The organism is Brevundimonas bullata (genome assembly GCF_014207965.1).
GTDB classification, from domain to species: domain Bacteria; phylum Pseudomonadota; class Alphaproteobacteria; order Caulobacterales; family Caulobacteraceae; genus Brevundimonas; species Brevundimonas bullata_A.
In genome coordinates this window covers 431,235-449,504 of record NZ_JACHLM010000002.1, presented here as the reverse complement: position 1 = coordinate 449,504, position 18,270 = coordinate 431,235, and the positions used below count along the sequence as shown (strand labels likewise).

The 18,270-nt window shown below is 66.1% G+C and carries 20 protein-coding genes; 6 read left to right on the top strand and 14 right to left on the bottom strand.

Annotated elements, in window-relative coordinates:
• Positions 1-72 precede the first annotated feature (72 nt).
• Positions 73-669: a hypothetical protein gene (locus HNP51_RS06760; RefSeq protein WP_184268396.1), complete on the bottom strand. Its 597-nt coding sequence runs from the start codon at positions 667-669 to the stop codon at positions 73-75.
• A gap of 113 nt (positions 670-782) precedes the next feature.
• Positions 783-965, bottom strand: coding sequence for a 50S ribosomal protein L32 (gene rpmF, locus HNP51_RS06755; protein WP_114816620.1), 183 nt, complete (start codon positions 963-965; stop codon positions 783-785).
• A gap of 210 nt (positions 966-1,175) precedes the next feature.
• Between rpmF and HNP51_RS06750 the strand changes: the two genes are divergently transcribed.
• Positions 1,176-2,135, top strand: coding sequence for a hypothetical protein (locus HNP51_RS06750; protein ID WP_184268394.1), 960 nt, complete (start codon positions 1,176-1,178; stop codon positions 2,133-2,135).
• Here HNP51_RS06750 and HNP51_RS06745 read toward each other — a convergent pair.
• From HNP51_RS06745 to lipA, 3 genes are read right to left on the bottom strand one after another with little or no spacing between them, the layout of a single operon-like run.
• Positions 2,132-3,262 (bottom strand): NAD(P)/FAD-dependent oxidoreductase, encoded by a 1,131-nt coding sequence (locus HNP51_RS06745; protein WP_184268392.1) that lies wholly within the window; start codon positions 3,260-3,262, stop codon positions 2,132-2,134. The genes HNP51_RS06750 and HNP51_RS06745 overlap by 4 nt on opposite strands.
• A gap of 5 nt (positions 3,263-3,267) precedes the next feature.
• The gene (locus tag HNP51_RS06740) at positions 3,268-3,720 is read right to left on the bottom strand and encodes a type II toxin-antitoxin system RatA family toxin (RefSeq protein WP_184268390.1); all 453 of its coding nucleotides are present in this window, start codon (positions 3,718-3,720) and stop codon (positions 3,268-3,270) included.
• Positions 3,721-3,726: 6 nt separating this feature from the next.
• Positions 3,727-4,698: a lipoyl synthase gene (gene lipA, locus HNP51_RS06735; protein ID WP_184268388.1), complete on the bottom strand. Its 972-nt coding sequence runs from the start codon at positions 4,696-4,698 to the stop codon at positions 3,727-3,729.
• Between the two features lie 198 nt (positions 4,699-4,896).
• Here lipA and HNP51_RS06730 point away from each other — a divergent pair, with 198 nt between their 5' ends.
• Both HNP51_RS06730 and HNP51_RS06725 read left to right on the top strand, forming a co-directional pair.
• Positions 4,897-6,453 carry an AMP-binding protein gene (locus HNP51_RS06730; RefSeq protein ID WP_184268385.1) on the top strand — a complete coding sequence of 519 codons (1,557 nt, stop codon included), beginning with the start codon at positions 4,897-4,899 and terminating at the stop codon, positions 6,451-6,453.
• 108 nt (positions 6,454-6,561) lie between these two features.
• Positions 6,562-6,981 carry a DoxX family protein gene (locus tag HNP51_RS06725; protein WP_184268383.1) on the top strand — a complete coding sequence of 140 codons (420 nt, stop codon included), beginning with the start codon at positions 6,562-6,564 and terminating at the stop codon, positions 6,979-6,981.
• Positions 6,982-7,001: 20 nt separating this feature from the next.
• On the opposite strand, the gene ygiD is transcribed toward HNP51_RS06725, so the two are convergent.
• From ygiD to HNP51_RS06705, 4 genes are all read right to left on the bottom strand, one after another.
• Positions 7,002-7,757: a 4,5-DOPA dioxygenase extradiol gene (gene ygiD / locus HNP51_RS06720; RefSeq protein WP_184268381.1), complete on the bottom strand. Its 756-nt coding sequence runs from the start codon at positions 7,755-7,757 to the stop codon at positions 7,002-7,004.
• Positions 7,758-7,761: 4 nt separating this feature from the next.
• Complete coding sequence (gene wrbA, locus HNP51_RS06715) at positions 7,762-8,364, bottom strand: NAD(P)H:quinone oxidoreductase (RefSeq protein WP_184268379.1); 603 nt, start codon at positions 8,362-8,364, stop codon at positions 7,762-7,764.
• An 88-nt stretch (positions 8,365-8,452) separates the two neighbouring features.
• The gene (locus tag HNP51_RS06710) at positions 8,453-8,920 is read right to left on the bottom strand and encodes a hypothetical protein (RefSeq protein WP_184268377.1); all 468 of its coding nucleotides are present in this window, start codon (positions 8,918-8,920) and stop codon (positions 8,453-8,455) included.
• Complete coding sequence (locus HNP51_RS06705) at positions 8,895-9,758, bottom strand: D-alanyl-D-alanine carboxypeptidase family protein (protein ID WP_184268375.1); 864 nt, start codon at positions 9,756-9,758, stop codon at positions 8,895-8,897. The genes HNP51_RS06710 and HNP51_RS06705 overlap by 26 nt, the downstream gene beginning before the upstream one ends.
• A 112-nt stretch (positions 9,759-9,870) precedes the next feature.
• Between HNP51_RS06705 and HNP51_RS06700 the strand changes: the two genes are divergently transcribed.
• Genes HNP51_RS06700 through HNP51_RS06690 form a run of 3 tightly spaced genes read left to right on the top strand, consistent with a single transcriptional unit; the run spans position 9,871 to position 12,685 of the window.
• Positions 9,871-11,235, top strand: coding sequence for an MFS transporter (locus tag HNP51_RS06700; RefSeq protein WP_184268373.1), 1,365 nt, complete (start codon positions 9,871-9,873; stop codon positions 11,233-11,235).
• Entirely contained in the window at positions 11,236-12,024 is a 789-nt protein-coding gene (gene mazG, locus HNP51_RS06695; protein WP_184268371.1) for a nucleoside triphosphate pyrophosphohydrolase, read from the top strand.
• Between the two features lie 19 nt (positions 12,025-12,043).
• Positions 12,044-12,685, top strand: coding sequence for an HAD family phosphatase (locus HNP51_RS06690; RefSeq protein ID WP_311769919.1), 642 nt, complete (start codon positions 12,044-12,046; stop codon positions 12,683-12,685).
• 8 nt (positions 12,686-12,693) lie between these two features.
• On the opposite strand, the gene HNP51_RS06685 is transcribed toward HNP51_RS06690, so the two are convergent.
• The 5 genes from HNP51_RS06685 to HNP51_RS06665 all read right to left on the bottom strand — a co-directional run bounded on the left by HNP51_RS06685 (position 12,694) and on the right by HNP51_RS06665 (position 18,264).
• Positions 12,694-14,322, bottom strand: coding sequence for a Na+/H+ antiporter (locus HNP51_RS06685; RefSeq protein WP_184268369.1), 1,629 nt, complete (start codon positions 14,320-14,322; stop codon positions 12,694-12,696).
• A 4-nt stretch (positions 14,323-14,326) separates the two neighbouring features.
• Entirely contained in the window at positions 14,327-15,640 is a 1,314-nt protein-coding gene (gene hflX, locus HNP51_RS06680; protein ID WP_184268367.1) for a GTPase HflX, read from the bottom strand.
• A complete protein-coding gene (gene hfq / locus HNP51_RS06675; protein WP_003164861.1) occupies positions 15,641-15,886 on the bottom strand; it encodes an RNA chaperone Hfq in 246 nt (81 codons plus the stop codon). It abuts the gene before it with no gap.
• Positions 15,887-15,994: 108 nt separating this feature from the next.
• The gene (locus HNP51_RS06670) at positions 15,995-16,855 is read right to left on the bottom strand and encodes a D-amino-acid transaminase (protein ID WP_184268365.1); all 861 of its coding nucleotides are present in this window, start codon (positions 16,853-16,855) and stop codon (positions 15,995-15,997) included.
• Positions 16,855-18,264: a sigma-54 dependent transcriptional regulator gene (locus HNP51_RS06665; protein ID WP_184268363.1), complete on the bottom strand. Its 1,410-nt coding sequence runs from the start codon at positions 18,262-18,264 to the stop codon at positions 16,855-16,857. The genes HNP51_RS06670 and HNP51_RS06665 overlap by 1 nt, the downstream gene beginning before the upstream one ends.
• Positions 18,265-18,270: the final 6 nt, after the last annotated feature.

The following is an 18,270-nucleotide window of genomic DNA, read 5'->3' as shown; positions in this document are numbered from 1 at the left end:
AGGTGCAACGGCCGGTTTAGACCAGCCGTCGCCGAATCGCCACCGGGCGACGCGCCTTCCCTGATTTCGGCGTCAGCTGCAGCCTTCGACGTTCTGAATACTGGGTCCGCCCCCGTGGATGAAGGCGACTTTGCCGTCGTCACCGATCTCGAACATCAGACCGCGCGCGGTCGGATCGGTGACATAGGCTCCCTGCAGCTGAGGCCTGCCCGGCCAGAGGGTCACATAGGCCGAGGGCGCACCCTGATACTTGTGCGGCGTCACGGTGGCGGCCCCATAGCGAGCCTTCAACTGCTCGCCGTCAGCGCCGACGCCGACGCCGTCCTCAGTCTTGACGGTCGAATCCCTGGTGGCGGTCAGCCGCGTCAGGACCCCTTTCTCCACCATGACCAGCAGGCCCTCGGGGGCGTGGGGCGGATGGTAGTAGCGACACTCGGACGGTTCGGCTTCGGCCGCATTGGCGGGCGGCGGTCCGACCGCAGCGTCCGCCTCGGCCTGGGTCATGCCGATCTTCAGGGGGCCGTAGCCTAGCGGGGTCAGCACGTTGGCGGATGCGGCGTCGCCCATGACCGCCGGAGCGGCGGCATCGGGCGCCTTGGCGGATTCCGGGGCATCGCAAGCGGCCAGGGCCAGCAGGGCGACAGAACTGAGGACGGCGTTGCGGATCATGCGGAGCGCTCCAGTGATTTAGCTTCACCGCACACAACGCACGAAAACGGCGCGCGATGACATCGCGCGCCGTTAAATCTATCGTCCGGCCGAAGCCGAGGCCGTAATGAAGACTAGTCTTCCTTCGGCGTGATGACCTGACGGCCGCGATAGGTGCCGGTCTTCAGGTCGATGTGGTGCGGACGCTTCAGCTCGCCCGTGTCCTTGTCTTCGACATAGGAGTTGGCGCCGAGGGCGTCATGTGCGCGACGCATGTTGCGACGCGAGGGGGATACTTTGCGCTTCGGAACGGCCATGTCCGTCTCAATCTCATAAGTCGGTGCGCCGTGAAGACGCGAAAACATACAGTAGCGGCCCCCCGATAAGAGCCGCCACGCGAGGCCGGGCTTATGCATGAAGACGTTCCCGATTTCAAGCCGTGCCGCGACAATCTGGAAACCTATGCAGAGTGGCGCATCTGATCGACCTGCGCCAAGGTCCGGAAACCGATGTCACGGGAGGACTGGATGCGCAAATTCTGGATGGCGACTATGGTCGCAGGGCTCGCTGTCAGCACAGCAGGAGCCGCCCTGGCCAAGTCGGGCGTGACCGTTCTGGCCTTGCCCGAAGCCGCCGCCTATCCCGAAGGCGTGGCGGTCGATCCTGCCACCGGCGCCGTCTATACCAACAGCGCAAACACCGGCCTGGTGTTCAGAGTGGACCCAGACACTGGCAAGACCTCCCTTGTCGGCGACCCGCTGGATATGGCCGCTGCCCAGCCGAAATCCCCGGCATCAGTGGCTTTGGGCTTGAAGGCCGACGGCGAAGGACGTCTTTGGGTCGCTGGTGCGCGCACAGGCGCCATGCATGTGCTCGATATCGCGACGGGTCAGCGGCTGGCGCGCTTCACCACGCCCGAGGGGGCGGCGCTGATCAATGACGTGGCTCTGACATCCGACGCCGCCTTCTTCACAGACACCCTGCGCCCGGTCCTATGGCGAGCCGCGCGGGACGCCGTCGTGGATACGAAGCTGGAGCCTTGGCTGTCGTTTGACGGCACGCCCCTGCAGTACGGCGAAGAGCCGAACCTGAACGGCATCGTGGCCACGCCCGACGGTCGCTATCTGATCGTCATACAGATGAAGGCAGGGCGTCTGTTCCGAATCGACACCCGGACTCGTGAAGTCGCGATGATCGAGACGAGTGATTCGGCGCTGGACGGTGGCGACGGTCTGGCGCTGCTCGGTCAGCGGCTTTTCGTCGTGCGCCAGTGGTCGGAAGAGATTGTCGCCCTGGACCTCGCCGCAGACTTCACAACAGCGACCGAGGCGAAGCGGCTCAAGTTCGCCGAGCTGGCATGGCCGGCGACTGCGGCGGTGCGCGGTGATCAACTGATCGTCGCCAACAGCCAGTTGAACCGCCGAAGCTCTGGCGATCCTGCCCTGCCGTTCAGCCTGGTCTCGATCCCGCTGTCGGCGTTCGACTAGCCACGGATCAGTGCGTCCGCCACGGCCTCGCCGATGGCCAGCGAACTGGTCAGACCCGGGCTCTCGATCCCGAACAGGGCCATCAGGCCGTCGATGCCGTGATGCTGGCGCCCATGCAGCTGGAAGTCCGGCTGCGGCTCGCCCGGTCCGTGCAACTTGGGCCGGATGCCCGCGTAGTCGGGCGTCAGCCGCTCGACCGTCACGCCGGGCCAGAAGCGACGGATATAGCCTGCGAACGCCTCGGCCTGGGCCGGATCGACGGAATAGTCCTCAGTCTCGACATAGGCCAGGTCGGGGCCGAAAACCCCCTGCCCGCCCAAATCCTTGCGGTAGTGGGTGCCCAGCGCTCCGGGAATGGGCGGCGGGTATATCAGTCGGTTGAACGGCGCCGGACCCGTCAGACGGAAATAGACGCCCTTGCCCAGATGGCGCGCCGGAATGTCGGCGGCGGGATAGCCGTCGATGGCGGCGGCCACGGTCTGTGCCGACAGGCCGGGAGCCGTGACCAGCAGGCGCGTCGTCAGCACCGCCCCGCCCTCCCCCGAATCTGGGCCGCCCGCCGTGATCCTGAAACCGCCGTCGGGCAGCGGTTCGGCGCGCTCGAACGGCGTGGAGATGACGACCGATCCGCCCGCGTCTTCGATCTCGCCCTGCAGGGCCAGCATATAGCCGTGACTGTCGAACAGGCCGCTCTCCGGCGACAGGATGGCGGCGTGGGCGTTCAGTTCAGGCTCCAGCGCCCGCGCCTGGGCGCCGGTCAAATGCTCCAGCCCCTCGACGCCGTTGGTCGTGGCCTGCTGGAAGATGGCCTCGATGCGCTGGACCTCGGCTTCCTCGGTCGCCACGACCAGCTTGCCGCATTTCCAGTGGTCGATCTTGTGACTGGCCAGGAAATCATAGAGGGCCCGCCGCCCCTCGACGCAGAACTTCGCCTTCAGCGAGCTGGTCGGATAATAGAGTCCGCCGTGGATGACCTCCGAATTGCGCGAGGACACGCCCTGACCGATGTGGGCTTCCTTCTCCAGCACCAGAACCGACAGGCCACGCTTGGCCAAAGCGCGCCCACAGGCCAGCCCCACCGCACCCGCGCCCACGACCGTCGCATCGAAGTCGAAAGGCGCGCTCATGGGTCCTACCTTTTGCCGTACAGCGCCTTGGCGCGGCCTTCGAAACACTGGATCAGCTTGTCGACCGCTCGGTCGAAATTCGCGTGCAGCATCATGTCCAGCATCCGCGATTTGAAGGCGAAGTCGATGAAGAACTCCAGCCGCGCCCCGTCGGGATGGGGATGGAACTCCCAGCGGTTCTTCAGATGCTTGAACGGCCCGCGGATCAGACCGACCTCGACCTTGGGCGCATGGATGTCATGCCGCACCCAGGTCGAGAACCGCTCGTTCAGGAAGGCGAAGCCCACGCCCGCCTCGGCGTCCAGTAGGCGGACGCCCGGCGCCTCGTCCCGCTTATTCCAGACGCGCATGGACGTGATCCACGGCACGAAGGCGGGATAGGACTCCACATCCGCGACCAGCTTGGCCAGATCTTCGGGCGCATAGGGAAGAATGCGCGTAACGCGATGCACCGCCATTCAGGCTTAACGCGCCGAACGGCCTGCCTGCGCCAGACGCGCGGCCTTCAGGCGGGCGAAGTCGTCTCCGGCGTGGTGCGACGAGCGCGTCAGCGGCGACGACGACACCATCAGGAAGCCCTTGGCGCGGGCGATGGCCTCATAGGCCTTGAACTCTTCGGGCGTGATGAAGCGGTCGATGGCGGCGTGCTTGCGCGTCGGCTGCAGGTACTGGCCGATGGTGATGAAGTCGACGCCGGCGGAGCGCATGTCGTCCATCACCTGCATGACCTCTTCCTTGGTCTCGCCCAGACCGACCATGATGCCAGACTTGGTGAACTGGTTCGGGTCTCGCTCCTTGACCATCTGCAGCAGGCGCAGGGAATGGAAGTAGCGCGCGCCGGGGCGGATCTTCAGATAGAGGCGCGGAACCGTCTCGAGGTTGTGATTGAAGACATCGGGCGTGGCGTCGATCATCACCTCGGCCGCGCCGTCCTTGCGCAGGAAGTCGGGCGTCAGGATCTCGATGGTGGTGTTGGGCGCCTGGAGCCGGATTTGACGCACCACTTCGGCGAAGTGGGCGGCGCCGCCGTCGGCCACGTCGTCGCGGTCCACCGAGGTGATGACCACGTGGTTCAGACCCATTTGCTGCACGGCCAGGCCGACCTTGGCCGGCTCTTCCGGGTCCAGGGCCTGCGGCAGGCCGGTCTTGACGTTGCAGAAGGCGCAGGCCCGCGTGCAGGTGTCGCCCATGATCATCAGGGTGGCGTGCTTCTGGCTCCAGCACTCACCGATGTTGGGACAGGCCGCTTCCTCACAGACCGTCACCAGACCCTTGGAGCGGACGATCTCCTTGGTCGCATTATATTGGCCCGAACCAGGCGCCTTGACGCGCAGCCAGTCAGGCTTCTTCAGCACCGCCGATTCCGGGCGGTTCTGTTTTTCCGGGTGACGCAGCTCTGAAGGCTTCTTCGTCAGGGTATCGATCAGCGTGACCATAGCCGGCGGTCTGGCTCCTGTGCAGAAGGGCGGTATGTCGGCTTTCCGACCGCCGATGGCAAGCCACAGACGGTTTCAGTGAGGAAGATGCGACGTTCACGCGACGTTACGCATCTTTTCAAGGCGACCTTACGTCACTAGGTTCCGGCCTCTTGTAACCGAGAGGGCCGTGTCAGAGCTCTCCGAAGGAGGACGTGCTTGCGGGCTGCCCTGGACCCCAAGGTCTATGACGAATCCCTGTTCGACGCGCTGATCGACGCGCGCGCCCGCTATGGCGACAAGGAGATCCTGGAAGACCAGGATCGTCATCCCCTGACCTATACTGGCCTGATCCGCGCCGCCTTCGTGCTGGGCCGCAAGATCGCCGCCATGACCCAGCCGGGCGAGCGCGTCGGCGTTCTGCTGCCGTCCAGCGCGGGCGTGGTCGTGACCTTCTTCGGCCTGCACGCCTTTGGGCGGGTGCCGGTCATGCTGAACTTCACCTCGGGCGAGGCCAATCTGAAGGCGGCGCTGAAGACCGCGGGCGTCACCAAGATCCTGTCGGCCAAACGCTTCGTCACCCAGGCCAAGCTGGACGACCTGATGACGGCCCTGGGCGAGGTCGCCGAGATCATCTGGCTGGACGACGTGCGCAAGACCATCGGCCTGGCCGACAAGCTGTACGGTCTCAGCGCCGGCATGGCCCCGCGCCGCTTCCGCGTGAAGACCGATCCCGATTCGCCGGGCGTGGTCCTGTTCACCTCCGGCAGTTTCGGCGCGCCCAAGGGCGTGGTGCTGAGCCAGCGCAATCTGGTCGCCAACGCCCGTCAGGTCGCGACCCACATCGACCTGAAGCCCGAGTGGGTGATGTTCAACCCGCTACCGACCTTCCACTCCCTGGGCCTGACGGGCGGTGTCATCCTGCCGCTGCTGCAAGGGATGAAGGCGTTCGAATACCCCTCGCCCCTGCACGCCAAGCAGATCACCGACCTGCTGCCCCAGGTGAAGGCCTCGATCCTGTTCGCGACCGACACCTTCCTGAACCAGTACGCGCGTGTGGCCGAGCCGGACGATTTCGCCACCCTGCAATTCGTCGTCGCCGGGGCCGAGAAGGTACGCGACGAGACGCGTCAGATGTTCAACACCAAGTTCGGCGGCGTGGAACTGCTCGAAGGCTATGGCGCGACCGAGGCGGCGCCCGTCGTCGCCGTGAACCACCCCGACCGCAACCGCCCCGGCACGGTCGGCCAGATCATGCCCGGCATGGAATATCGTCTGGACACGGTTCCGGGCATTGAGGGCGGCGGCCAGTTGTTCCTGCGCGGGCCCAATGTCATGGCCGGCTATATCTCGCCGAACGACCCCAAGGGCATAGAGCCGCTGGCGGGCGGCTGGCATGACACCGGCGACATCGTCGACATCGACGACGAGGGCTACATCACCATCCTCGGTCGGGTGAAACGCTTCGCCAAGGTCGGCGGCGAAATGGTCTCTTTGCTGGCGGTCGAGGACATGGCCGGCGCCGTCTGGCCCGACAACCGCCACGCGGCGGTCTCGGTGCCGGACAGCAAGAGGGGCGAACGCCTGATCCTGGTCACAGACCACGAAGGCGCGGCCTCGGCCCAGTTGTCGGAATGGGCGCGCGACAACGGTGCGCCTGAGCTGGCGGTGCCCAAGAAGATCATCAAGATCGCCATCATTCCGGTCCTGGGCACTGGCAAGACCGACTATGTCGCCATCCAGAAACTGGTCGAGGACGCCCTGAAAGCCGTCTGATCAGGACGGCTTGCAGAGCGCACAGCTTGGCCTAACCTCCGCCTTTGCGCGCTGCGTCGGTCCAGTCCCTGGACCTGACGGACAGGCGTGATCGGGAGGAAAAAACGAATGGCGAGTTCAACGTCTCTTTCGGCCTGGGCTCCGCGCTTCCAGAGCATTCTGCGGATCGTGGCCGGTCTGCTGATCCTGCAGCATGGCGCGCAGAAGATCCTGGGCTTCCCGCCCGGCGGCCAGGACGGCGGCTTTGACGTCTCCAGCCTGTCCACGCTGGCCGGCTGGTCCGGGCCGATCGAACTGGTCGGCGGCGTCCTGATCGTGCTGGGTCTGTTCAGCCGCCCGACCGCCTTCATCCTGTCCGGCTTCACCGCTGTGGCCTACTGGATGGTGCATGCGCCGCAGAGCCCCTATCCGATCAACAATGGGGGCGAGCTGGCGGCGCTCTACTGCTTCGTCTTCCTGTATCTCTTCTTCGCGGGTCCCGGTCCGATCGCCCTGGACAACATGATGCGCGGCGGTCGTCGCCGCTGACGATCAGATCGGCGCCTGGATCAGCCGATCCGGGCGCCGGTCATCGAGATCGAACCGCCTTCGATGGCGTCGGTAAAGAAGCTGACCGCCTCGCCCGGCGCCTGCTGGGCCGCGACGTAGAGCAGCGGCAGATAGTGCTCGTCGGTCGGCACGCTGAGCTGAGCCTGTTCGGCCAGATGCACCCAGTCGATCAGGGCGTCGTGGTCCCCGGCGAGGAAGGCGCGCTTCACCGCCTCGTTGAAATCGACGGCCCAGTCGTAGGGCTCGCCGCCTGCCCGTTTCCACGTCCGCAGATTGTGCACGAAGTCGCCCGACCCGGCGATGAGGACGCCTTCGTCCCGCAGCGGGCGCAGCTTCTTCGCCAGCTGATAGTGCCCCCGCGCGTCGAGGTTACGATCCAGCGACAGCTGCACAATCGGCACATCTGCCTCAGGCCAGACGTGAGCCAGAACCGACCAGGTGCCGTGATCCAGTCCCCATTGAGTCGTCGCTTGCGCGCCCGTCAGTTCCGCCACCCGGGACGCCAGCGAAGGCGATCCGGGCGCGGGATACTGCATGGCGTGAAGCTCGGGCGGGAAGCCGCCGAAATCATGGATAGTTTCCGGCTGCTCCTGCGCCGTCACACCCAGTCCGCGCGTCTCCCAGTGGGCCGAGACCATGACCACGCCCTTGGGCTTGCCGATCTCTTCTCCCAGCGCGCGCCAGGCGTCCGCATAGGGACCGCCCAGGGCGTTCATCGGAGAACCGTGGCCAAAGAAGACAGCGGGCTGGCGCATGATCTTAACCGTGCAGCTTCTTGGCGATTTCAGCGATATGCTGACCCTGATAGCGGGCGCCGTCCAGTTCATTGTCGCTGGGCATGCGCGAGCCGTCGCCCTTGGTCAGGGTGGTCGCGCCATAGGGCGATCCGCCGGTGATCTCGTCCATGTTCATCTGCCCCTGGAAGCTGTAGGGCAGACCGGCGACGACCATGCCTTGATGCAGGAAGAAGTTGTGCAGGCCGCTGAAGGTGGTTTCCTGACCGCCGTGCTGGGTGGCGGATGCCGTGAAGGCGCCGCCGACCTTGCCGATCAGCTTGCCGGTGAACCACAGGCCGCCGGTCTGATCCAGGAAAGCGCGCATTTGCGAGGCGGCCGTGCCGAACCGCGTGCCGGCCCCAATGATGATGGCGTCGTAGTCGGCCAGTTCATCCACAGCGGCGATGGGCGCGGCCTGATCCAGCTTGTAGCCCGACTTCTGCGCCAATTCCGTCGGCACCGTTTCCGGCACCCGCTTGATGTCCACCACGGCGCCGTCCACACGACGCGCGCCTTCAGCGACGGCTTCGGCCATCTGCTCGATGTGGCCATAGGTCGAGTGATAGAGGACGAGAATCTTGGGCATCAAACGCTCCGCTAAATCTGACTGATACAAAAGCAACTGCATCAGTGTCTGATTTAACGCGATGTTGCGGCGCCGCAAGCCCCGGCGGTCAAATTTCCATGCGGCGCGCCAAGGGGCAGACCCGGTCGTAGAAGGCCTGCGTCGCGGGCGCCCGCCCGCCGCGCGACAGGATAAAGCGGTGCTCGACCACCATGGCCTGCTGCTCGATGTTCAGCCCGCCCCAGTCGCACAGGTCGTCCAGCGGATAGGCGTAGGCGGCGGGGCCGTCGCCCGCCCTTAGCTTGCTCAACAGCAGGTTCAGACCGTTCTGGGCCTGCCAGACATGGACCAGTTCATGAATGAAGACGGCCTGGGTCCGTAGAGGCGCGCGCGACAAGTCGGGCTCCAGCGTCTTCTTCGGCCAGACGATCCAGTCGCGTCCGAACCAGCGCCCCGGCACAAAGGCCCGGTCGAACGGCCAGGGCGAGGCCAGGAAGCGGATGTCGTCCAGCCTCAGGGCCGCGCCGAAGACCTCGCGGGCCAGCGCCGCCTCACCGTCCGCCAGCGGCCGTATCATCGCCAGTCCATTCCCAGTGCCAAGGCTCGAAAACATAGGGAGTGAAGCCGAACCGCGCAGCATTGGCCACCAGCCAGCGATAGGCCGGTCCCTGGGCCATATGGCGACGGCTCATCGGGTCGGTGGAATCCACCCCCATGCCGGCGACATGACCGACGTGAATGTCGATCGCGGTTCCCGTCCGATGCGGCGAACAGACCGCCCGACGAAGGCCATCGCAATTGCCTTGCGCAGCGCAACGGGCGGCGTCGGCTTCCGGGTCGCGGAAGCCGGAAAAGATCTGCATCAGTTCCGGGTCAGCAGCGATGGCCGGCACCTCGGCGCGAGCGGCGGCGGCCATGCGACGATAGGCTTCCAGCACGTCGCGGCGCAGCAGGCGGGTCATCCGTTCGGCGTGTTCCTCCTGCGGCGAGAGGTAGCCCAGCATGTTGATAGGCGGCGGCTCGGGGCATTCCCCCCTCACCCGCGCCATGACGAAGGGGCGCCGTTCCTGCCACAGGCCGCGAAACACCTGGAAGGTCGGCTGGTCGAACTGACCCGTCGCCATCAGGCCATAGCGCGCCTGAAACCCGGCCAGGGCCTCGGCGAAGGCCGGTGACGCCGGATCACACGGCGACCCGATCTCGCGCTGGATCAGGGGCGTATAGGTCTCCCATCCCCATTCCGGCGCCCCGAACGGCGACCATTCCAGGGTATAGAGTGAAATCCCGTTGGCCTGAGCCGCATTGTCCCAGGCGTTAGTGGGCCGATCACAAATCTGGGCGTCGGCCTTCGCCGCTCCGGCGCCGACGAGCGTTGCAAGAAACACTGCAGCAAGGATCGCAAATCGCACTGACATGGCGCCAGCAGGCCTCAGCTTGCCGGGAACCGCAAGGGCGTCTTCGCCTGTTCGTCGAAAACCGGCATGGTGACGCTGCGGCCGACTCAGGCCGACCATGTTCGGACGCCTGATGTCATCTGTCGCCGCCGCTGACGCGCCTCGCCGTTCCAATGCTGTTCTGGCCGCCTTTTCAGGGCCGTGCCTGCCGCTGGCGGCGTTCGGCGTGGCCCTGCCCGTCACCCTGCCCGAGTTCTACGCCACCCATGTCGGGATGGAGATGGGCATGGTGGCCGCCGTCTTCATGGCGGTGCGGGTGATCGACATCCTGTTCGATCCCTTCATCGGCTGGGGCATGGACAAGACCAAGACGCGGTTCGGCCGCTATCGTCCGTGGATGGCGGTCTCGACACCGATCCTGATGCTGTCGGCACTGATGATGTTCGTCCTGGTCCAGCCCGGCGCCGGGCCCGCCTATCTGTTCGCCTGGCTGCTGGTTCTCTACCTCGGCTTCTCGATCGGCACCCTGGGCCAGCTCGGCTGGGCGGCGGTTCTGGCGCCCCAGTATGACCAGCGAAGCCGCGTCTATGGCTGGTGGCAGGTGTTCAACATCATCGGCGTCATCCTGATCCTGATCCTGCCGACCGTGGTGGTGAAGTCGGGCATCGGCGACTATGCCGACGGCGTGCGGATCATGGGCTGGGCCATCCTGATCGCCCTGCCTGTCACCATCGGCCTGGCCATGATCGCCGTGCCCGAGCCGGTCAATGTCGGTGCCCCGCCTCATGGCGGCCCCAAGGCCTATCTGGCGCTATTCCGCATGAAAACGGTGCGCAAGCTGCTGATCGCCGACCTGCTTCTGGGCATTGCGCCGGGCATCACCGGCTCGCTGCTGTTCTTCTTCTTCGGCCAGATCAAGGGCTACGACCACAGCCAGGCCGGCCTGTTCATGCTGATCTATTTCATGGCTGGACTAGTCGGGGCGCCGATCTGGGCCTGGTTGGCGACCAGGATCGGCAAGGACAGGGCTCTGGCCGTCGCCAGCCTGATCTTCTCGGTCTTCTATGTCGGCGCGACCCTGGTTCCCGGCGGCAACTTCGCCCTGACGGCGACGGCCATGTTCATCGCCGGCCTGCCCTATGCGGCGGGCCTGTTCCTGCTGCGCGCCATGATGGCCGATGCAGGCGACGAGGTGCGGCTGGAAACGGGCGTGGACCGCACCGGCCTGATGTTCTCCATCCTGTCGGCGACGACCAAGCTGGGTCACGTCTTCGCCCTGCTGCCCTACGCCCTGCTGCCGCTGGCAGGGTTCAAGGCCCTGCCGGGACCGGAGGGCAACAGCGAGTTCTCGCTGCTGATCCTGCAAGTCCTGTTCATCGCCGTGCCCGGCCTGCTATTGGCCGCCACCGCCTGGGTATTGAAGGGCTATCCCCTGACGCCTAAGCGCCACGATGAAATCCGCGAGGCGCTTGCGCTGCGCGACGCCGGGACCGCCTGAATGACCCACTCCGTCGACCGCCTGAAAGAGATCATGGTTCGCCTGCGCGATCCGAACGGCGGTTGCCCCTGGGACGTCGAGCAGACCTTCGCGACCATCGCCCCCTATACGATCGAGGAAGCCTACGAGGTCGCCGACGCCATAGAGCGCGCCGACATGGAGGAGTTGAAGGTCGAACTGGGCGACCTGCTGTTCCAGGTCGTCTTCCACGCCCGCATGGCTGAGGAGGCCGGGCACTTCGCCTTTGACGACGTGGCCGACGCCATGGCCGACAAACTGGTCCGCCGCCACCCTCACGTCTTCGGCGAGGAAGCCGCCAAGCCCAGCGGCTCGGCCCAGAAGGCGCGCTGGGAGGACATCAAGGCCGCCGAGCGTCAGGCCAAGGCGCAACACGGCGTGCTGGACGATGTTCCGGTCGGCCTGCCCGCCCTGACCCGCGCCGCCAAGCTGACCAAGCGCGCGGGTCGCGTCGGTTTCGACTGGCCCTCGACCGACGAGGTCTTCGACAAGCTGGCCGAAGAGGTCGAGGAACTGCGCGTGGAGATCGCCGCCGGCGACAAGGAAAAGGCGCGCGAGGAACTGGGCGACCTGCTGTTCGTCGTCGCCAACCTGGCCCGCAAGCTGGAGGTCGAACCCGAAGACGCCCTGCGCGCCGCCAACGCCAAGTTCGTGCGCCGCTTCAGCTTCATCGAAGCCGAGCTGGCCAGGGACGGTCGCACCCCGGAACAGTCGGATCTGGCCGAAATGGACGCCCTTTGGGACGCCGCCAAGGCAGCGGAGAAGGGCTGATCCTGCGACGTTCGACCTCATCATCTTCGACTATGACGGCGTCGTCGCCGACAGCGAGCTGCTGAACAACGCCATCCTTGCGAACCTGCTGACGGAAGTCGGGATGCCGACCACGCTGGACGAGGCCCTGGCGACCTATGTGGGCAAGCGGTGGCTGGATTGCCTCGCCCTGATCGAGGCGCGGTTCGGCCCCTGCCCCGAGGGGCTGCACGCCGAGTGGACACGGCGCTGTCACGCCCGCGCGCCGCTGGAGCTCGCCCCGGTCACGGGAGCGCTTGAGTTCATGAGGTCGCGAAACGAGCGCCGGTGCATCGCCTCTTCAAGCCCGCTGGACTGGATCAAGATGGGGCTGAGCCGCTTCGGCCTTGCATCGACATTCGACGCCTTGGTCTTCAGCGCGACCGTCCACGTCACGCGCGGCAAGCCTCACCCGGACCTGTTCCTGCACGCCGCCGCCGAGATGCGCGTCGATCCCGCCAGAGCCCTGGTGATCGAGGACAGCCTCAGCGGCGTGACCGCGGGCGTCGCCGCCGGGATGACCGTGGTCGGGCTCTGCGCAGGCGGTCATATGCGCAACGGGGACGGCGAGCGTCTGCGAGACGCCGGGGCCCACCATGTCGTCGACGACTATGCGAAGATCAGCGCCATCCTGGACGCCTGATCGAGCGCTCACACGTAGCGCAGTTCCTGAAGGTCGATCTCGCGGATCAGCCGGCGCGCGGTTTCTTCGTCCACCAGACGTTGCCGGCCCAGACGGACCAGTTCGTCGCGCTCGGCGGCAAGGCCCGCCAGGCGCAGCTGGCGCTCGATCTCGTCGCCGCGCTGGGTGCGGACCAGATCATCGCCCTCGCTGTGGCTGCGGCTCTCGATGCGGCGGCGATAGACCTCCATCAGCCGTGTAGCGGTCTCGGCGTAGAGGTCGGGGTCCGACTTGCCCTCGGCCATGGCGTGTTGACGGTCCTCGATGGCGCGCAGAGCCGCCGTAGCCGCCGCCACGCGCGAACGGTCTTCTTCCTCGAGGTGCGACGGCTCGGGCGGCAGCTCGACGTTCTTGAGCAAACGCGGCAGGGCGATAGTCGCCAGCACCAGCGAAACAATGATCACCCCCGCCGCCAGGAAGATGGCCAGGTTGCGAGCGGGCATGGGCGTGCCGTCGCTCAGGACGAAAGGCAGGGTCAGGATGCCGGCGAGGGTGATGGCCCCGCGCACCCCGGCCAGCGACATGACGGCCACCAACCTCAGCCCGACCTTGGCCGGCGCGTTCGGCCCCCGCTTGCGATAAAGGGTCAGTTTCAGTGAGGTCCACACCCAGACGAAGCGCAGCGCCGCCAGCGCGGCGACGATGGCGAAGACATAGACCGCCAGCCACCAGACCTCTTTGTGCTGGGTCGTCTGGATGACCTCGGCGGCGCGCGCCATGATCGACGGCATCTGTTCGCCCAGGATGACGAAGATCAGGCCGTTGGCGACGAACTGCACCGTGTCCCAGACCACGGCCCGGCGGATGCGGGTGGCCGCCTGGGCCATGCCGCTGCGCTCGGTGAAGCTCATGGTCACACCCGCGGCGACGGCCGCCAGAATGCCCGATCCATGCACCGCTTCGGCGGCCAGATAGGCCGCGAAAGGGATCAGGAGGCTGATCAGGATCTGACCGCCGACGTCCTCGCCCCAGCGGCGGCTGATCCAGCCCTTGAGCAGGCCGATGGCCAGGGTCACGACAACCCCAACCGCGATCCCTGAGACGGCCAGCCAGGCGAAGGTCCCGACCGCATTGGTCAGGGAAAACGCCCCGGTCGTGGCCGCGACCACGGCGATGCGCATGCAGGTCAGGCCAGTCGCATCGTTGAGCAGCGATTCGCCCTCGAGGATATGCATCAGGCGCTTGGGGATCGGCGCCCGGGCCGCAACGGCCGACACTGCGATGGGATCGGTCGGCGACAGGATGGCCGCCAAGGCGAAGGCCACCGCCAGCGGCATGGAGGGAATCATCCAGTGGATCAGGAAGCCCAGCCCCAGGACAGTGAAGATCACCAGCCCCAGCGCCAGCTCCAGAATCACCACCCGGTCGCGGAACAAGGCCTCGTTGGGAATGCGCCAGCCGTCCACGAACAGCAGGGGCGGCAGGAACAGCAGGAAAAAGATATCGGGCTTCAGATCGACCGATTGCCCGGTGATCAGCACCACGCCCGCGCCAAGACCGATCTGCACCAGAGGCAGGGCGATCCGCGTCATCCGCGCCACCCAGCCCGAGACCACCACGGCCAGAAGCAGGAAGAGGATGGTCTCGATCAGGTGCATGGGACTAGTCGATGATGTCCGGGTAGAGGCGCTCCAGGCGTCCCAGAGCCGAGGGATGCAGTCGCACCACCATATGCGTCAGGCCGTCGGCGTCGGTATCGCGGAAGGTGACACGACCGTTCTCGTACAGCCAGGCCAGGGCTTCGCCCTGGTCCGGTTGCAGCGTCAGGCGCGTCTCGGGATCATCGTCGATCAGGGCGGCGATGGTCTCGCGCAGGGGTTCTATGCCTTCGCCTGTCCAGGCCGAGACGGCGACCGCCTTGCCCTCGCGCGCCAGACGCTCGGCCTGGCCCGTAACCGCTTCGCGCACGTCAGCGTCCAGCAGATCGATCTTGTTCCAGACTTCCAGAACGCGGCGTGTCTTGCCCTCTGGCGTCGGGATCTGCTCCAGCACCGCCTCGACGTCCTTGGCCTGGGCGTCGCTGTCGGTCGAGGCGATGTCGCGGACGTGCAGGATCAGGTCGGCCTCGCCCACCTCTTCCAGCGTGGCGCGGAAGCTCTCGACCAGTTCGTGCGGCAGATCGGAGATGAAGCCCACGGTGTCGGCGATGATGGCCGGGCGCCCCTGCGGCAATCGAATCGTGCGCTGGGTCGTGTCCAGGGTGGCGAACAGCAGGTCCTTGGCGAAGACCTCGGACCCCGTCAGCCGATTGAACAGCGTCGACTTGCCAGCGTTGGTGTAACCGACCAGCGCCACCGACGGGAACGGGACCTTCTTGCGGGCCTTGCGGTGCAGACCGCGCGTGCGGCGCACCTCTTCCAATTCGGCCTTCAGGCGCACGATGCGGTCGGCGATCAGGCGTCGGTCCAGTTCGATCTGGGTTTCGCCGGGACCGCCGGTCGAGCCGGTGCCGCCGCGCTGGCGCTCCAGGTGGGTCCAGGTGCGGACCAGACGCGACCGTTCGTAATCCAGCCGGGCCAGTTCGACCTGCAGCCGGCCTTCCTTGGTCCGCGCACGGCGGCCGAAGATTTCAAGGATCAGGCCGGTGCGGTCGATGACCTTCACCTCCCACGCCTTTTCCAGATTGCGCTGCTGCACCGGCGACAGGTCGTCGTCGATGACGACAGCCTCGGCGTCCGCGGCGCGGATCAGGGCGGCCAGTTCCTCGACCTTGCCCGAGCCGAACAGCGTCGCAGGCGTGGTGGAGCGCAGACGCACGATCTCTTCGGCGCGCACGTCGAGGTCAAGCGCGCGGGCCAGGCCCGCGGCTTCCTCAAGGCGCTCGCTCGCCAGCCTTGGGCTGTCCGAGCGGCGGTCGGGGTGGATGACAACCGCCCGGATCAGCGGAACGGTGTGGTCGATGTGTTTGGAGGTCAATCAGTCTTCTTCGGCATCCGGCTCGTACAACTGCACGGGCGCGGACGGCATGATGGTCGAGATGGCGTGCTTATAGACGAGCTGCGACTGGCCATCGCGACGCAGCAGCACACAGAAGTTGTCGAACCAGGTCACAATGCCCTGCAGCTTGACGCCATTGACCAGGAAAATGGTCAGCGGGGTCTTAGTCTTGCGGACGCTGTTGAGGAAGGTGTCCTGAAGGTTCTGGCGTTTGTCTTGCGACATGGCAGGTTGGTCCTGTTCTTGGTTCTTTTTCGCCGGCTGGATCAGCCGGTGCGGACTCGTCGGTCCACACCTGAACCTTAGACGCGCCGTCGCCGTCGCGGCAACGCCCTAAATGGCCTCTCGGCGCGCCTGTTCAAGATAGACCTCGCGCAAACGCGTCGCGACCGGACCGGGCTTACCGTCCGCGATCTTCGCGCCGTCCAACGACACGATGGGCATGACGAACGAACTGGCTGCGGTGACGAAGACCTCCCTGGCGCGCTTGGCTTCGTCCACACTGAACGGACGCTCGTCCAGTTCGATGCCCTCGGCCTCGGCCAGTTTCAGGATAGCCGTGCGGGTGATGCCACGCAGGATATTGGCCTGGGTGTCGCGCGTGCGCAGCTTACCATCCTCATCGACGATCCAGGCGTTGGTGGACGAACCTTCGGTCACCAGCCCCATCTCATCGACCATCAGGCACTCGTAGGCGCCCTTCTCGCGCGCCGCCTGCTTGGCCAGAACGTTGGGCAGCAGACCCACGGTCTTGATATCGCAACGCCCCCAGCGAATGTCGGGCATGGTCACGCCCGCTGCGCCCTTGGCGGCCAAGGCCTCGCCCTTGGCCAGGTCGATGGTCTTGGAGGTGACGATGACGCTGGGCGGCGTGTCCTGCGGGAAGGCGTGGTCGCGCGGCGAGGTCCCGCGCGTGACCTGCAGATAGACGATGCCGTTGCGCACCCGGTTGCGGCGGATGGTTTCCTTGAGCACGCGCTCCAGGGCCTGGGCGGTCATCGGAATCGGGATGCGAAGCTCGGTCAGGCTGCGGGCCAGCCGCGTCATGTGGCCCTCGAAATCCGCCAGCTTGCCGTCGAACACCGACCAGACTTCATAGACGCCGTCGGCGAACTGGAAGCCGCGATCCTCGATATGAACCGTGGCGCCGCTGTGCGGCTGATAGGTCCCGTTGACGTAGGCGATCCTGGACATCAGGCGCCCTCTCCTTCTTCGTCTTCGCCGCCGCGGGCGGGCGAAACGCCCAGCGACTTCAGTTTGCGGTGCAGTGCGGATCTTTCCATGCCGATGAAGGCGGCAGTGCGCGAGATATTTCCGCCGAAACGCATGATTTGCGCCGCCAGATAGTCCCGCTCGAACACTTCACGCGCCTCGCGCAACGGCAGGGCGATTATGCGATCCGCGCCCAGCGAGGACGCCCCGCCGGACGAGGCCACTTCCTGTGGCAGCATGTCGGCGGTGATGGCCTCGTCCGCATCGCCCGTCGCCAGGATCAGCAGGCGCTCGACGTTGTTGCGCAGCTGACGGACATTCCCTGGCCAAGGATGAACCTGAAGCACGGCCAAGGCGTCGTCGGCGATCCGACGATGCGGCAAGCCTTGAGACGCCGATAGGTTGTCGACGAAATACTCGATCAGTTCGGCGATATCCTCCCGGCGCTCGGACAGAGGCGGCACGCGGATCGGCACGACGTTCAGTCGATGGAACAGGTCCTCGCGGAACCGTCCTTCTGCGATCTCGACCTTCAGGTCGCGAGCGGTCGAGGTGACAACGCGGACATCGACCTGAACATCCTGTTCGCCCCCGACCCGGCGGAAACGCTGCTCGACCAGGACGCGCAGGATGCGGCTCTGGCTCTCGCGCGGCATGTCGCCGACATCGTCCAGATAGAGGGTGCCGTTGTGGGCGCGCTCGAACACGCCGATCTTGCGCGGACGGCCGTCGCCGCCCTCTTCGCCGAACAATTCGACGTCCAGGCGTTCCGGGGTCATGCCGGCGGCCGAGATAGCGACGAACTCGGACTTGGCGCGCGGGCTGGCGTCGTGGATCTGACGCGCCACTAGTTCCTTGCCCGAGCCGGGCGGACCCGAGATCAGCACGCGGCTGTTGGCGGGCGCGACCTTGGCGATGGTGCCGCGGAGCAACTGCGCCGCCGCTGACTTCCCGATCAGGCCTGTCGGGGCCATGGTCTGGGCGCGCAGACGGCGGTTCTCGCGCTTCAACGAAGCGGCTTCCAGCGCACGCTCGACCACCACCACCAGCCGGTCTGACTTGAACGGCTTTTCGATGAAGTCATAGGCGCCGCGCTTCAAGGCGCTGACGGCGGTTTCGATGTTGCCGTGCCCCGAAATCATGACGACCGGCAGGTCCTGGTCCAGTTCCTTGACCACGTCCAGCAGTTCCAGCCCGTCCAGCCCTCCGCCCTGCATCCAGATATCGAGCACCGCCAGCGACGGCTTGCGCGCCCGGATCGCGGCCAGGGCCTCGTCCGAGTTGGCGGCCGTACGGACCGAGTGGCCCTCGTCCTCGAGCAGGCCCGAGACCAGTTCGCGGATGTCCGCCTCGTCGTCCACGACCAGAATGTCGGCACCGGTAATGCGCATGACGCC

Excerpts from the sequence above, each read along its gene's own strand:
- wrbA (WP_184268379.1), bottom strand. The coding sequence starts at position 8,364 with ATGCCCAAGATTCTCGTCCTCTATCACTCGACCTATGGCCACATCGAG.
- hfq (WP_003164861.1), bottom strand. The coding sequence starts at position 15,886 with ATGTCGCAAGACAAACGCCAGAACCTTCAGGACACCTTCCTCAACAGC.
- HNP51_RS06750 (WP_184268394.1), top strand. The coding sequence starts at position 1,176 with ATGCGCAAATTCTGGATGGCGACTATGGTCGCAGGGCTCGCTGTCAGC.
- HNP51_RS06760 (WP_184268396.1), bottom strand. The coding sequence starts at position 669 with ATGATCCGCAACGCCGTCCTCAGTTCTGTCGCCCTGCTGGCCCTGGCC.
- HNP51_RS06670 (WP_184268365.1), bottom strand. The coding sequence starts at position 16,855 with ATGTCCAGGATCGCCTACGTCAACGGGACCTATCAGCCGCACAGCGGC.
- HNP51_RS06745 (WP_184268392.1), bottom strand. The coding sequence starts at position 3,262 with ATGAGCGCGCCTTTCGACTTCGATGCGACGGTCGTGGGCGCGGGTGCG.
- lipA (WP_184268388.1), bottom strand. The coding sequence starts at position 4,698 with ATGGTCACGCTGATCGATACCCTGACGAAGAAGCCTTCAGAGCTGCGT.
- mazG (WP_184268371.1), top strand. The coding sequence starts at position 11,236 with ATGACCCACTCCGTCGACCGCCTGAAAGAGATCATGGTTCGCCTGCGC.
- HNP51_RS06705 (WP_184268375.1), bottom strand. The coding sequence starts at position 9,758 with ATGTCAGTGCGATTTGCGATCCTTGCTGCAGTGTTTCTTGCAACGCTC.
- HNP51_RS06710 (WP_184268377.1), bottom strand. The coding sequence starts at position 8,920 with ATGATACGGCCGCTGGCGGACGGTGAGGCGGCGCTGGCCCGCGAGGTC.
- HNP51_RS06700 (WP_184268373.1), top strand. The coding sequence starts at position 9,871 with ATGTCATCTGTCGCCGCCGCTGACGCGCCTCGCCGTTCCAATGCTGTT.
- rpmF (WP_114816620.1), bottom strand. The coding sequence starts at position 965 with ATGGCCGTTCCGAAGCGCAAAGTATCCCCCTCGCGTCGCAACATGCGT.
- HNP51_RS06665 (WP_184268363.1), bottom strand. The coding sequence starts at position 18,264 with ATGCGCATTACCGGTGCCGACATTCTGGTCGTGGACGACGAGGCGGAC.
- HNP51_RS06740 (WP_184268390.1), bottom strand. The coding sequence starts at position 3,720 with ATGGCGGTGCATCGCGTTACGCGCATTCTTCCCTATGCGCCCGAAGAT.
- ygiD (WP_184268381.1), bottom strand. The coding sequence starts at position 7,757 with ATGCGCCAGCCCGCTGTCTTCTTTGGCCACGGTTCTCCGATGAACGCC.
- HNP51_RS06725 (WP_184268383.1), top strand. The coding sequence starts at position 6,562 with ATGGCGAGTTCAACGTCTCTTTCGGCCTGGGCTCCGCGCTTCCAGAGC.
- HNP51_RS06685 (WP_184268369.1), bottom strand. The coding sequence starts at position 14,322 with ATGCACCTGATCGAGACCATCCTCTTCCTGCTTCTGGCCGTGGTGGTC.